Origin of the sequence: Lysobacter antibioticus (genome assembly GCF_000731095.1) — a bacterium.
GTDB lineage: Bacteria > Pseudomonadota > Gammaproteobacteria > Xanthomonadales > Xanthomonadaceae > Lysobacter > Lysobacter antibioticus_B.
Window position 1 is genome coordinate 23289 of sequence record NZ_JMTZ01000030.1, and the last position, 13240, is coordinate 36528.

The following is a 13240-nucleotide window of genomic DNA, read 5'->3' on the forward strand; positions in this document are numbered from 1 at the left end:
TGCCCGACCGCGGCGGTGAGTGTAAGCCGCGGCCCTCAGTCGCCCGGATGCGCCGGATGAGTCTGGATCTGCCGCGACAATGCCTGCTCGAAGGCCCGCCCTTCGTCCAGACGGCGGTCGATCTCGGCCATCGGCAGCCAACGCCCTTGCGCGAACACGCCGGCGATCTTGGCGACGTTGTGGAGGTCGGCCAGCGGGTCGGCGTCGAGCAACACCAGATTGGCGCGCTCGCCCTCGCGCACCGCGCCGCTGCCGCTTTTGGGGTCGAACAGACGATGCGCGTTGATCGAGGCCGCGCGCAGCACCTCGATCGGGCGCAGGCCGATCTCGCGCAGTTCGATCATTTCCTGCTGCACCGAGACGCCGAAGGCCAGGCCCGGCAGGGACGCATCGGTGCCGACCGTCAGCGGCACGCCGCGTTTCCACAACTGCCGGGTCAGCACGCGGGCGAAGTCGTAGCCGGCCGAGAAAGTATCGGCGCCGTCCTGGTCGCGGAATGCCTGGCTCAGGTAGCGGTTGGCCGGCGGCGCCCAGTCGATGCGGGTGACCGGATCGACGCGCGCCGCCCAATCGCCCGGCACAGGCGGCACCGCGCGCTGCACGTACATGCCGACGATGGTCTTGAGCGTGACCAGGGTCGGCGTGACCGCGATCTTGCGTTCGGCGACCGCATCGGCCAGCACGTCGAGGTCGCGCGGCGCCAGATCGGAGCCGATGCGCGCGTAGCGGGTCAGCTCTTCGCTGTGGGCGATGTTGTCCATCGGATGGGCGAAGGCGAAGGCGCGGTCGGCGCAGCTCGCGCAACCCAGCTCGGGCAGATGGCCGCTGGTGATCATGCCCTGCCGCCCGGCCTCGTCGACGACCGCTCGATAAGTCTCGCGGTTGAGGAACTGATAGGGCTTGATGAAATCGTAGCCGCGCTCGCGCGCCTGGCGCACCGCCGCGGCGCCGTCGGCGGCAGTGGTCGGCGCCTCCGGCTTCGAGGCCGGCACCGTTGCGGCCGGTTGCACAGCGACCGCAGCGCGCGGGCCGTTGATGCGCTTGCCGACATACAACTGCGGCCCGGCGATACGGCCGGCGGCGATTTCCTCGCGCAGCCACAGCAGGTCTTCGTCGCTGCGCGCGCCACCGCCGAGATTGGCCGCGCCGGTCACCCCGGCCTTGAGCAAGCCGAGCATCACCTGGCGGTCGTAGCGATGCGCCGACCCAAGATCGAGCGTGGAGATCCTCGGGTCCTTGCTGTCGCGGATCGCGCCTTCGTTGGCGAGGTGCACGTGCGCATCGACGAACCCGGGCACCAAGTACTTGCCGCGTCCGTCGATGGCGGTCGCGCCATGCGCTTTCGCCTTCGCGCCCGGTGCCAGGATCCGCACGATGCGGCCGTCGCGGATCAGCACGCTGCGGTGCGGCAGCACCTCGTCGGTATCGGCCGGGATCACGGTGACGTCGGAGACCAGCCAGGTGCCGGCCGCTTGCGCCGGGGCCGTGTCGGCGGCGCCGGCGGCGGTCGCGCCCGCAGGATTCGTGGCCCCCAAGGTCAAGGCCAACAAGTAAGCGATCATTCCCGACTCCTGGCTCGTTCTCGTGCCGATGATCCGTCGACGATAATAGGCGGCCGATCCGGCGGCATCGGCCGCAGGTCGCACGCGGACCGGCACGCCCGCGCCAACGACAGATGCACGGACCGGCGCCAGGGTTGAAAGCGCTCGCCACCCTAGCTCTCGCCACCCTAGCTCCCTCCGCCCCTCGGTTCGGCCGCATCCGCAAGCGCTCGCCCCGGCTGCCGCGAAAACGGCGGGCGGCGGTCTCGGATATCCTCCTGTCCGGAGCTGCGCCTCCGCTTTCTCCGGCAACAGGTTCGAGTCATGCAACACGCCACTCATCGGGTTCATCGCAACGGATTCATCGCGTCGACCGAGCGGGCACCGTCGTGAAAGACAAGATCGTCGTCTTCACCGGCGCCGGCGTCAGCGCCGAGAGCGGGCTCAAGACCTTCCGCGACATGGGCGGACTCTGGCACGAGTACCGCCTCGAAGACGTCGCCTCGCCGCAGGCCTGGCAACGCGATCCGGCCACCGTGCTGCGCTTCTACAACGAGCGCCGCAAGGGCGTGCTCGCGGCGCGACCGAACGCCGCCCACCTGGCCATCGCCCGGCTCGAAGAGAAGTACGAGGTCGTGGTGATCACCCAGAACATCGACGACCTGCACGAACGCGCCGGTTCGTCGACGGTGATCCACGTGCACGGCGAAATCCTCAAGGCGCGCAATACCGTCGCGCCGGAACGGATCTATCCGCTCAAGCGCCCGCTGATCGAACTCGGCGACCTGTGCGAACGCGGCAGCCAGCTGCGCCCCGACGTGGTCTGGTTCGGCGAAGCCGTGCGCCACATGGACCAGGCCGAGGCGCATTTCTCGACCGCGGCCAAGGTGCTGGCGATCGGCACCTCGTTGAGCGTCTACCCGGCCGCCGGCCTGGTCGCGTATGCCCCGTTCTCGGCCGAGCGCTGCTTCGTCTCGCCCGAGCTGCAGGAGGTGCCTCGCGGTTATCGCTTCCTGCAAGGCACGGCGACCGCGGTGGTACCGCCGTTGGTCGAGGAATGGCTGCGCTGAGCGCGAGTCGATAACCCGCTGATCGATAGATAGCCGGCTGATCGATAGCCGGCCGGCAGACCCTCATGGCCCCGTCCGCCAGGTAATCGCGACCGTCCACGCAGAACCTGCGCCGCCGTATGGATTCGTCGCGCGCGACCTTCTAGACTCGCTGAATGCGCGTCTCCCTACTCGCCGAACGCAGCATCTCCGCCACGCCCGAGGCGGTATTCGCCTTGGCCCTGGATCCTGAGCGCTTCCCGGCCCTGTTCGAAGGCTACGGCCCGATTCCCGGCCTGCGCCGCATCACCCCGCTGGCGCCGCCCGCGGTCGGCAGCATGCGCACGCTGGAGAACCAGGACGGCTCGCGCCTGATGGAGCGCATCACCGCCTTCGATCCGCCGCGCCGCCACGCCTATACCTTGAGCGGGTTCCGCGGGCCGCTGGCCTGGCTCGCGCGCGAAGGCCACGCCGACTGGACCTTCGCCGCCGAATCGATCGAGCGTTCGGCCGGCACACCGACCTCCACCCGCGTGCTTTGGCGCTACGACTTCGAGCTGACCAATGCCCTGGCCTGGCCGTTCGCCTGGCCCTTGCTGCACGGCTTCATGCAGGTGGCGATGCGGCAATGCCTGGAACGCATGGCCGAGGCCCTGGAAACCGCCTGGCGACGGGAGCGCGATTGATGCAGGAGTGGATACTGCTGGCGATGGCGCCGGTCTTCCTGCTGCTGATCGGCGTCGAGGCCTGGTATTGGCGCAAGCGCCGGCCGGAGCAATACAGCCTGCGCGACACTCTTTCGAACGCGGCGCTGGCGCTGATGCACCAGGCCAGCGACGCCATCGCCTGGCTGCTGGTGATCGGCCTGTACTACGCCGTCTACGCCCACCGCCTGTTCGAACTGCCGCCGGCGTCGTGGTGGACCATCGTCGGCTTGTTCGTCGCCCAGGATTTTTTCTATTACTGGTTCCACCGCAGCAGTCACCGCGTGCGCTGGCTGTGGGCCTCGCACGTCACCCACCATTCTTCCGAACGGCTCAACCTGTCGACCGCGTTCCGGCAAAGCCTGACCTATCCGATTTCCGGCATGTGGCTGTTCTGGCTGCCCTTGGCCTGGATCGGTTTCGAGCCCCGCCATATCGTCGCGGTGGTCGCGATCAACCTGGGCTTCCAGTTCTTCGTCCACACCCAGGCGGTCGGCAAGCTCGGCTGGTTCGAGAAAGTCTTCAATACGCCCTCGCATCACCGCGTCCACCATGCGCGCAACCCGCAGTACATCGACCGCAATTACGCTGGTGTGCTGATCGTCTGGGACAAATTGTTCGGCACCTACACCGAGGAAGACGCGGACGTGCCCTGCGAGTACGGCATCGTCGGCCAGGTGCGCGGGCACAACCCGATCCGCCTGACGTTCCACGAATGGGTCGCGATGTTCGGCGACGCCTGGCGCGCGCGCGGTCTGCGCGGTGTGGTCGGACAGTTGTTCGGGCCGCCGGAGCGGGCGCTGTCGCATACGCAACCGCGCGACTGACGGCGCCCTGCCGTCCGACTCCGGCGGCGACGCTCAACGACCGCCCGGCGAAAGTCCGAAATAGGCATAGGCCGCCGACACCGCCAGACCGAGCCAGGCCTGGCCGTGGGTGGTCAGCACCGGCAGCCCCTTCGGGTGGTACAGCCCGACCATGAAGGCGGTCAGCCCCGCGCCGATCCATACCAGCACGAACGCCACCGAGACGATGGTGACCGTGCGCACCGCGCCGACCGAAGCGCCGGAATCGAGCACGCGGGTCCCGGGCGCCTCGCCCGGCTTGGCGATCGCGAGCTCGGCGATGACCAGCGCCGACACCAGGCCGCCGATCACCGAAAACGCCTGGGCCATGCCGTCGTTGAACACCGTGCAGTTGGGGGCGCCGCCGCAGTTCACCACCTCCACCGCCACGGTGATGAGGTGCACGTAGACGCCGAGCAGGATCACCGAAATCAGGCCGCCGAAGATCCTGTGCATGGTCCACTCCTGCTCGGGCGCCTGGCGGCGCGATCTGGTCGACAGAAGGGAACCTACGCAGGGCGGGCACCCGACGCGGCATTGCGCGATGTCTCGGCGGACCTGTCCGACCGCCTGCATCCGCATTCCCCTGTCCGGCGCGACGACCGCCGCGCCTACCTGATCGAACGCAGTCGCGGCGCGGTGTAGGCCACCATGCTTCGCAATGGGGGCTGGTGCTCAGTCGTGGGTGTCGCCGGACAAGGGCGTGGCGCGCATCGAGGTGCGCTGCTCGAACGCATCGAACCAGGCGACCAGGCGCGGGCGCCCCTCGCGGAAGTCCGGCAACTCGCGGAATTCGAGCCAGCTCAGCGCGGTGGCGACGGCAATGTGGCCGACGTGGACTGGTGCATCGACGTCCAGCTCCTGTTCCAGCCAGTCGTAGCTCTCGATCAGTTTCTCGGTATAGCCGTCGCGCAAGGCCGGATAGCGCAAGGCTTCCGGACGGCGCACGGTTTCCCAGCGCACCTTGATGCCGGCGTCGGCCAGGCCCTGCGCGACCGCCTGCAAGCGCAGCGCATGCCAGCGCGCCTCGCCCTGCGCGGGAATCAGCGGCCGGCCGTCGTGCAGGGTGTCGAGATAGGCGCAGATGATGTCGGAATCGAAGATCGCCGGCTCGCCGGCGCGGATCAGCACCGGTACTTTGCCGAGCGGGTTCTGCGCATACACCGCTTCGTTGCGCAGGGTCGGGCTGGTCTCGTGGTGCACGACCTCGATGCGCCCGGCCAGGCCGGCTTCGTGGGCGAACACGAGGGCCTTGCGCGCGTACGGCGAGTGAGTCTGATAGAGCAGTTGCATGAGGAGGCCTTTACGGGATGACCAGGTGAGTGAAAGACAGCGCGCACAAAAGACTGCGTGCACGTACCGGCTTGGCGTCGTTACGCCGCAAACGCTGCGGAAGCTGGTGGTAAGCGCGGCTCGCCGGCATCGTGGAGCAGTTGCGCGACCACCGCGGTGATGCGGCGCGCGCTCGGCAGGTGCAGGAATTCGTTCGGCCCGTGTGCGTTGGACTGCGGCCCGAGCACGCCGGTGACGACGAACTGCACCTGCGGGTAACGCTCGCCGAGCATGGCCAGGAACGGAATGCCGCCACCACCGCCGATCAAGGCGCTGGGCCGGCCGAAGGCGAGTTGCGAGGCGCGCTCCAGGCTGGTTTCGAGCCAGGGCGAGACCGCGGGCGCATGCCAGCCCGGGCTGGTGAAATCGATCGCGAACGAGACCTCGCTGCGATACGGCGGGTCGGCTTCCAGCAAGGTTTTCAGGCGTCGTCCTGCAGCCACCGGATCCAACGTCGGCGGCAGGCGCAGGCTGAGCTTGAGCGCGGTGAACGGCTGCATCACCGCCGCGGCCTGGGCCACCGTCGGCACGCCATCGAGACCGGTGATCGCCAGTTGCGCGCGCCACGCGCGGTTGAGGGCGAGCTCGGCCGGCAGTTCGCTGACCGCCCGGGTGTCGCGATGGAACGGGAAGCTCTCGACCAATCCCTCGCCCAGGGCCGCCGCCGCGGTCTCGGCCTGGGCACGGCGTGCCGGCGGAATCTCGGCCTGGAACTCAGCGATGACCTCGCCGCTGTCGGCGTCTTCGAGCCGCGACAACAAACGCCGCGCAATACGGAAACTCGACGGCACGATGCCGGAGGCATCGCCGGAGTGCACGCCGTCGTCGAGCACGCGCACGCTCAGGGTGCCGGCGACTTGGCCGCGCAAGGAAGTCGTCGTCCACAACTGCTCGTAGTTGCCGCAGCCGGCGTCCAAGGCGACGAGCAGGCCCGGTACGCCCAGACGCGGCGCGAGATGCTCGATGTACGCCGGCAGATCGATGCTGCTGGATTCCTCGCTGGCCTCAATCAGGATCATGCAGCGCGGATGCGCCAGGCCTTGCTCGCGCAAACCGAGCACGGCGGCGATCGCAGCGAACATCGCATAGCCGTCGTCGGCGCCGCCGCGGCCATACAGGCGATCGCCTTCGAGGCTCGGCGCCCAGGCGCTGCGCCCCATCGCCCAGCCCGCCATCGGCGGCTGTTTGTCGAGATGGCCGTAGATCAACACCGGCGCGCCGGCGCTGCCGACCGCCGGCAGGTCGATGAAGATCAGCGGCGTACGCCCGGGCAGGCGCAGCGCTTCCACGCTCGCGCCCGCCACCTCGCGCAGGCGCTCGCGCACCCAGCCCGTCATCAGCTCGACCGCGCGCTGCATATGGCCGTTCGCGTCCCAGTCGGGGTCGAATGCCGGCGACTCGCAGGGAATCGCGATGTACTCGCACAAGGCCGGCAGGATCTCGGCCGGCCAGATACGATCGACGAACAGTTGCAGCTTCGGAAAATCCATGACGTCGCCTCGGGATGAGGCGAAAATGCTAGCGGCGCGGCCGCGCGCTTTCGCCGCGATCGGCCACTGCCGCTTGCGGTTTTTCGGCGGACTCGCCCACTAAGATGCCCGGACCATGAAACTAGACCGCTTCGACCGCCAATTGCTCAACCTGGTCCAGGAGGACGCCGGCCAGACCGCCGAGCAACTCGCCGAACAGGTCGCGCTGTCGCCGTCGGCGATCCAGCGCCGCCTGCGGCGCATGCGCGAGCAGGGCGTGATCGTGCGCCAGGCGGCGGTGGTCGACCCCAAGCAGGTCGGCAAACCGACTTTCTTCATCGTCGCCTTGCAGGTCGAGCGCGAGCGCCCGGAATTATTGGCGCAGCTGCGTCGGTGGCTGGCCGGCGAGGAACAGGTGCAGCAGGTCTTCTACGTCACCGGCGAGGCCGATTTCGTGCTGGTGGTGACCGCACCCGACACCGAAAGCTACGACGCACTGATGATCCGCATGGTCGGCGAGAACCCCAACATCAAGCGTTTCACCACTAATGTCGCCTTGAGCCTGGTCAAGCGCGGCCTGACGATTCCGGTCGCGCTCGACGACGAGGAATGAAGGCGCGCCCCGGCTGAGCGCCGGCGCGCCCGTTTTCGCCGCGCACCGATGCGCATGCGCGGTTTAGCCGCAAACATCGCCCCGATTCGCGGCGCACCCTCGCGCGGCCGCCGCCACACTGGCGCCATGACCACCCCCTGGATGATCGACCCGGCGCAACTGTGGCCGGACTACCGCCCGACCCGCTTGCTGGAACTGCCGGCGCTCGCGCGCCGCTGCGGCGTCGCCCATGTTTTCGCCAAGGCCGAGAACGAACGCCCGCTCGGCAACTTCAAGTCGCTCGGCGGCATGACCGCCGGCCTGCGCGCGCTCGCCCGCGCCACCGGCGCCGAATCGCTGGATGTCTTGCAACGGCACTGCCGGCAGGGCCCCGCGCCGATGAAATTGATATGCGCGAGCGACGGCAATCATGGCCTCGCCGTCGCCGCGGCCGCGCAACGCGTCGGCGCCCGCGCCAGGATCTATCTGCCCATCGCAGTGGACGAACGCCGCGCCGCGCGCATCGAAGCGCTCGGCGGCGACGTCGTCCGCGTAGACGGCAGCTATGACGATGCCGTGCTCGTCGCGGCAACCGCAGCCGGGCGTGGCGAAGGCGTGTTGATCGCCGACACCAGTGGCGATGCCGACGACACCGTCGTCGCCGATGTCATGCACGGTTACGGCCTGCTGACGCGCGAGCTCGCCGGGCAGTGGCCCGACCACGCCGGCGGGCCGCCGAGCCACGCCTTCGTCCAGGCCGGCGTCGGCGGCTTGGCCGCGGCGGCGGGCCGCCGAGCCACGCCTTCGTCCAGGCCGGCGTCGGCGGCTTGGCCGCGGCGATGGCCGACGGCCTGCGCTCGCAGTTGTGCGCGCCGGCCCGCATCGTGGTCGTCGAACCCGGCTCGGCCGCGTGCGTGACGCGTGCATTGGAAGCCGGCGAGCCGGTGACTGTCGATGGCGATCTGCACACCTCCGCCGAGATGCTGTCGTGCGGGCTCGCCTCCGCGCCGGCATTGGCGGTGTTGCTGCGTCACGGTGCACGCGGTTTGAGCGTCGACGAATCGATGTTGCGCGATGCCATCGCTGCCCTGCGCGAGGCCGGCGGCCCGGACAGCACCGCATCCGGTGCCGCGGGACTCGCCGGCCTGTTGCGCGCCTCGGCCGATCCCACGCTGCGCGCGGCGCATGCGCTCGATGGCGACAGCCGGGTGTTGTTGGTGATCAGCGAAGGCGACGCCGCGCTTCGCGACTGACGCCGGCGATACCGGATCGATCAAACTTTCAGGCAATCGATCAGGAACTCGACCGTCGCCCGCACCCCGGGCAGTTGCCCGCGCCGGTGCGGCATCACCAAGGTCGTGGCGACGCGCCCGGCAATCCACTCCGGCAGCACCCGCACCAGCCGACCGCTGTCGAGCTCGGCACGGCACATCCGCTCCGGCAAACAGGTGATGCCGAGCCCGGCCACCGCCGCGGTCGACAGCACCCGGCTCTCGTTCGCGGTCATCCGCGCGATCGGCGCGACCTGGACACTGTCGCCGTCGTCATTCGACAGATTCCACATCGTGGCCGACGACTGCCCGGTCAACAGCGCATCGTGGGCAACCAATTCCTGCGGCGTCGCAGGCCAACCGCACTCGGCCAGATACGACGGCGCGGCGACCAACACGATCGATTCGACCAGGGCCTGGCGCTGGATCAGGCCCGAGTCCGGCAAGGGCGCGAAGTGGCTGCGCACAGCGATGTCGTAACCCTCTTGCACCAGGTCGACGAAACGGTCGGTGACGTCGAGCTGCACGTGCAGGCGCGGATAGGCGCGCGCAAGCGCTGGCAAATGCGGCGCCAGATAGTCCTGCGCGGTCGGCACGCCGGCGGTGATGCGCACCTTGCCGCTGGGCTCGGCGACGCGGCTGCGCACGACTTCTTGCGCCGCTTCGGTCTCGATCAAGGCCGCATGCGCATGCTCGTGAAAAGCGCGGCCGGTTTCGGTGAGGGTGAAGCTGCGCGAAGTGCGATGGATCAGGCGCACGCCGAGTTCGTCTTCAAGCGCGGCGACGCGCTTGCTGACCGTCGACTTGGGCACGCCGAGCCGGCGCGATGCCGCGGCGAAGCCGCCGTGCTCGACCGCGGCGGCGAACAGGACCAGATCGTTGAGATTCAGCATGCGGGCAAAGTACACATACAGAGACTTTGCGTCCACTTTTGACCGACTACACAGCCAAAGTCCACACAAATACAGTGAGCTCACCCCGCAAGTCGGGCCTACCCCTCACTGGAGAAACTCATGTCCCCGATCCTTTATTACGGCGTTCCGTCCGGCTGCTCGTTCGGCTCCATCGTCGCCCTCGAATGGTCCGGCCTGCCTTATCGCCTGGTCCGGGTCGAAATGCCCGAGATGATCCACACCGGCGCCTACCGCGCGATCAACCCGGTCGGCGAGACGCCCTCGCTGATGAGCGCGAACGGCGACGTGGTCGTCGAGAGCATGGCGATCCTCAACCACATCGGCGCCCGCGCCGTCGCCAGCGGCATCGCCTTCGAGCAGGGCAGCCGCGGGTTCGACGAGCTCAACCGCATGCTCGCCTTCCTCAACACCACCTTCTTCAATGCCTTCAGCTCGCTGTGGCATGTGCTGGAACACGAAGTGGACCCGGCCACCAAAGCCGCGCTGACCGAGTACGGCCGCGCCAAGGTCGAGCGCGCGCATGCCGAACTGGAAAAGATGCTGGGCGATAAGCCCTGGCTGCTCGGCGAACAGCGCACCTTGGCCGACGCCTACTTCATCGGCATCGCGCGCTGGACCAAGTACCACGCCGTCGTCGACCGCCGCAATTACCCGAACCTGCAGCGTCTGTACGACAAGCTCGAAGCCGACCCGGCGGTGATCTTCGCCCATGCCATTGAAGACCAACGCCCGGCAACGAGCAGCGGCGGTTTCGAGGGCGAGATCGGCCTGGAAGCGGCGGCCGGGTTGAAGCGCGCGGCTTGATGGGGATTGATTGGCGGCAACGGCGGCAGAGTCGTTGCCGCTGTTTCGGAGTGCAGAGCAAATCCCCCCTGCCCCCCTTTTTCAAAGGGGGGGGCGACCTCGGTGGGTCGAATCGCTCTGGAACTTAGACTTCGCTGGGTTGGCCCGCTCTGGAAGTTAGATGGCGGAAGCTCGCGCCTTGCTGTCCAGCGCTGGTTTCTTCCAGCGATAGCTGCACCCCACTCACCCCGCTAATGCCGTAGCCCCCTTTTAGAAGGGGGCGGCGACCGCACAGCGGGCGCGGGGGATTTGCTGTTGCTGTTGCTGTTGCTGTCGTTGCTGTTGCTGTCGTTGCGGTTCCCGCGGCCATAGCCGCAGCAAACAAACCCGCGTCGACCGACAGCCGCAGCCTCAAGCCTGCGCTTCGGCCCGCACCAGCGCCCTGCGGCCGCGCGGGCGGCTCGGCCAGGCGTGGCGCAGGATGCGCCAGACCACTTCGCCGAACTGACGCGGCAAGGAGCCGGTGTCGTAATGCTGGCCGTAGCGGCCGCAGATATCGCGCACTTCCACCGCGATCGCGGCGTAACGCCAGGCCGGGATGTCGGGGTAGAAATGGTGTTCGATCTGATGGCTGAGGTTGCCGGTCATCAGGTCCATCCACTTGCCGCCGCTGAGGTTCGACGAGCCGCGCAGCTGGCGCAGATACCAATGGCCGCGCGATTCGTTGCGCACCGATTCCTTCGGGAACACTTCCGCGTCGTGGGTGAAATGCCCGCAGAAGATCACCGTATAGGTCCACAGGTTGCGCATCACGTTGGCGACCACGTTGCCGAGCAGCACCGGCAGGAAGAACGGACCGGCCAGCAGCGGAAACAACACGTAGTCCTTGAGCATCTGCTTGCCGATCTTGCGGCCGACCGGCACGAACTTGCGCCACATCGCCTTGTGCTTGGTCTTGCCGGTCAGCCAGCGGCCCAGGCGCAGATCCTGTATCGCCACGCCCCACTCGAACAGCAGCGCGAACACCACGGCGATGAACGGCTGGACGAGATAGAACGGCCGCCAGCGTTGCTCGGGGAACAGACGCAACAGGCCGTAGCCGATGTCGTCGTCCATGCCGCGCACGTTAGTCCAAGTGTGGTGCTGGTAGTTGTGGGTCCTGCGCCAGTTGTCGCCGGTGGCGACGATGTCCCACTCGTAGGTCTTGCCGTCCAGGTGCGGGTCGCGCATCCAGTCGTACTGGCCGTGCATGACGTTGTGGCCGACTTCCATGTTTTCGAGGATTTTCGACAGGCCCAGCAGCAAGGTGCCGAGGATCCACGCCGGCACCATCATCCAGGTCACGAATGCGCCGCCGAGTGCCAGGCCCAGGGCGCCGACATACAGGAACAACCGACCGAACAACCCTGTGTAGCGCACCGATGCGACGACACGGCGGATGTAGGCGGCGTCGACGCCGCCGATCTGGGCGACGGTGCGCGCGCGCAGCGCGTCGAGCTCTTCGCCGAAGCGGTCGAGTTCCTGCGGGGTCAACACGCGATTGCGGAAAGTACGGGTCATGGACGGATCACAGATCGAGGACGAGGTCGCTGCCGGCGCTGTTCACGCACAGACGCAGCGCGGAAACCGGTTCGTCCTGGACGTCGCCGGTGTGCAGATGACGAGTGCTGCCTGAGCTCTTGCCGCAGGAGCAGGTGTTGCACAGGCCCATGCGGCAGCCGGACGCGAGCTTGAGGCCTTCGGCTTCGAGCGCGGTCAGCAGCGATTGGCCGCGCGGCAGTTGCAGGGTGCGGCCGCTGCGCGCCAGGGTGACTTCGACGGTGCCGCTTTCGTCGAGCGTGCGCGGCGGCGGGGTGAAGGCTTCGGCCGCGAACGAGCGCGCCTGGGTCTGCGACAGCGCGCGTGCACTGTCGACGAAACCGCCGGGGCCGCAGGCATAGACCTGGCGCGAGACCAGATCGGGTACTAATCCGGACAACAAGGCTGCATCGATGCGGCCCGCGGCTTCGTCCGCATGCAGCGGTTCCTGGCGGGTCAGCAGAAAGCGCACGCGGAAGCCGGGGTGCTCGGCGGCGATCGCGCGCAGCTCATCGACGAAGCACAGCTCTTCGCGACGGCGCGCCCAATACAGCAGGGTCAGTTCGGCCGGCATGCCCTTCGCCGCCAGCTCGCGCACCATCGACATCAAGGGGGTGATACCGCTGCCGGCGGCCAGGAACAACCATGCGCCGTCGGCGCGCTCGGGCAAGGTCATCTCGCCGAAGGCCGCGCCGATTTCGAGGACGTCGCCGACCTGCGCGTGCTCGTGCAGGTAACGGCTGAGCTTGCCGCCTTCGATCGCCTTGACCGTGATCGCGATGCGGCCGTCGGCGCGATGCGCCTGCGCCGCGCTGTAGCTGCGAGACACCAGGGCGCCGTCGATGCGCGCACCGATCATCAAATGTTGGCCGGGCCGGCAGCCGGCCCAGTGCCGGTTCGGCACCAGCAACAGGGTCACCGCGTCGGCCGAAGCAGCCTCGCGGGCGACGATGCGCGCCAGCGGACGCTCCCAGCTCCAGGTCGGATGGAAGCGAGAGGCCCAGAAATCAAAGACTTGCGGCGCCACCAGCGGCGCAATCAGGCGCTTGAGGCGACTGTGCGGGCGGGCGCGGGAGGGACGAAGAGCAGCGTTCATGGCGGCACTATACACATATGAGCACAGATGTGTGCACAACCGTATATTAATTCCGTGCCGGGAGTA

14 protein-coding genes are annotated in these 13240 nt (G+C 68.1%); 7 read left to right on the forward strand and 7 right to left on the reverse strand.

What is annotated here, in order from left to right:
* Positions 1-35: 35 nt before the first annotated feature.
* Positions 36-1562: an amidohydrolase family protein gene (locus EX88_RS0110745; protein WP_031371996.1), complete on the reverse strand. Its 1527-nt coding sequence runs from the start codon at positions 1560-1562 to the stop codon at positions 36-38.
* A gap of 368 nt (positions 1563-1930) precedes the next feature.
* Here EX88_RS0110745 and EX88_RS0110750 point away from each other — a divergent pair, with 368 nt between their 5' ends.
* From EX88_RS0110750 to EX88_RS0110760, 3 genes are all read left to right on the forward strand, one after another.
* Complete coding sequence (locus tag EX88_RS0110750) at positions 1931-2611, forward strand: SIR2 family NAD-dependent protein deacylase (RefSeq protein ID WP_031371997.1); 681 nt, start codon at positions 1931-1933, stop codon at positions 2609-2611.
* 155 nt (positions 2612-2766) lie between these two features.
* Complete coding sequence (locus EX88_RS24495; protein WP_051884937.1) at positions 2767-3276, forward strand: SRPBCC family protein; 510 nt, start codon at positions 2767-2769, stop codon at positions 3274-3276.
* Entirely contained in the window at positions 3276-4121 is an 846-nt protein-coding gene (locus EX88_RS0110760) for a sterol desaturase family protein (protein WP_031371999.1), read from the forward strand. The genes EX88_RS24495 and EX88_RS0110760 overlap by 1 nt, the downstream gene beginning before the upstream one ends.
* Positions 4122-4154: 33 nt before the next feature.
* Here EX88_RS0110760 and EX88_RS0110765 read toward each other — a convergent pair whose 3' ends face one another.
* The 3 genes from EX88_RS0110765 to EX88_RS0110780 form a co-directional block, all read right to left on the reverse strand.
* Complete coding sequence (locus EX88_RS0110765; protein WP_031372000.1) at positions 4155-4595, reverse strand: hypothetical protein; 441 nt, start codon at positions 4593-4595, stop codon at positions 4155-4157.
* Positions 4596-4814: 219 nt separating this feature from the next.
* The gene (locus EX88_RS0110775) at positions 4815-5432 is read right to left on the reverse strand and encodes a glutathione S-transferase family protein (protein ID WP_031372001.1); all 618 of its coding nucleotides are present in this window, start codon (positions 5430-5432) and stop codon (positions 4815-4817) included.
* An 80-nt stretch (positions 5433-5512) separates the two neighbouring features.
* Positions 5513-6961, reverse strand: coding sequence for a M20/M25/M40 family metallo-hydrolase (locus EX88_RS0110780; protein WP_036148585.1), 1449 nt, complete (start codon positions 6959-6961; stop codon positions 5513-5515).
* A 115-nt stretch (positions 6962-7076) separates the two neighbouring features.
* On the opposite strand from EX88_RS0110780, the gene EX88_RS0110785 reads away from it, so the two are divergent.
* The 3 genes from EX88_RS0110785 (at position 7077) to EX88_RS27335 (ending at position 8785) form a co-directional block, all read left to right on the forward strand.
* Positions 7077-7553 (forward strand): Lrp/AsnC family transcriptional regulator, encoded by a 477-nt coding sequence (locus EX88_RS0110785; RefSeq protein WP_031372003.1) that lies wholly within the window; start codon positions 7077-7079, stop codon positions 7551-7553.
* A gap of 126 nt (positions 7554-7679) precedes the next feature.
* Positions 7680-8450, forward strand: coding sequence for a pyridoxal-phosphate dependent enzyme (locus EX88_RS27330; protein WP_161786110.1), 771 nt, complete (start codon positions 7680-7682; stop codon positions 8448-8450).
* Positions 8372-8785, forward strand: coding sequence for a pyridoxal-phosphate dependent enzyme (locus EX88_RS27335; RefSeq protein ID WP_051884941.1), 414 nt, complete (start codon positions 8372-8374; stop codon positions 8783-8785). The genes EX88_RS27330 and EX88_RS27335 overlap by 79 nt, the downstream gene beginning before the upstream one ends.
* 20 nt (positions 8786-8805) lie before the next feature.
* On the opposite strand, the gene EX88_RS0110795 is transcribed toward EX88_RS27335, so the two are convergent.
* Entirely contained in the window at positions 8806-9696 is an 891-nt protein-coding gene (locus tag EX88_RS0110795; RefSeq protein ID WP_031372004.1) for a LysR substrate-binding domain-containing protein, read from the reverse strand.
* A 120-nt stretch (positions 9697-9816) separates the two neighbouring features.
* On the opposite strand from EX88_RS0110795, the gene EX88_RS0110800 reads away from it, so the two are divergent.
* Complete coding sequence (locus EX88_RS0110800; RefSeq protein ID WP_031372005.1) at positions 9817-10521, forward strand: glutathione S-transferase family protein; 705 nt, start codon at positions 9817-9819, stop codon at positions 10519-10521.
* Between the two features lie 390 nt (positions 10522-10911).
* Here EX88_RS0110800 and EX88_RS0110805 read toward each other — a convergent pair whose 3' ends face one another.
* Together EX88_RS0110805 and EX88_RS0110810 are read right to left on the reverse strand one after the other, a co-directional pair.
* Positions 10912-12060: a fatty acid desaturase family protein gene (locus EX88_RS0110805; RefSeq protein WP_031372006.1), complete on the reverse strand. Its 1149-nt coding sequence runs from the start codon at positions 12058-12060 to the stop codon at positions 10912-10914.
* A 7-nt stretch (positions 12061-12067) separates the two neighbouring features.
* Complete coding sequence (locus EX88_RS0110810; RefSeq protein ID WP_031372007.1) at positions 12068-13174, reverse strand: ferredoxin reductase; 1107 nt, start codon at positions 13172-13174, stop codon at positions 12068-12070.
* Positions 13175-13240 lie beyond the last annotated feature (66 nt).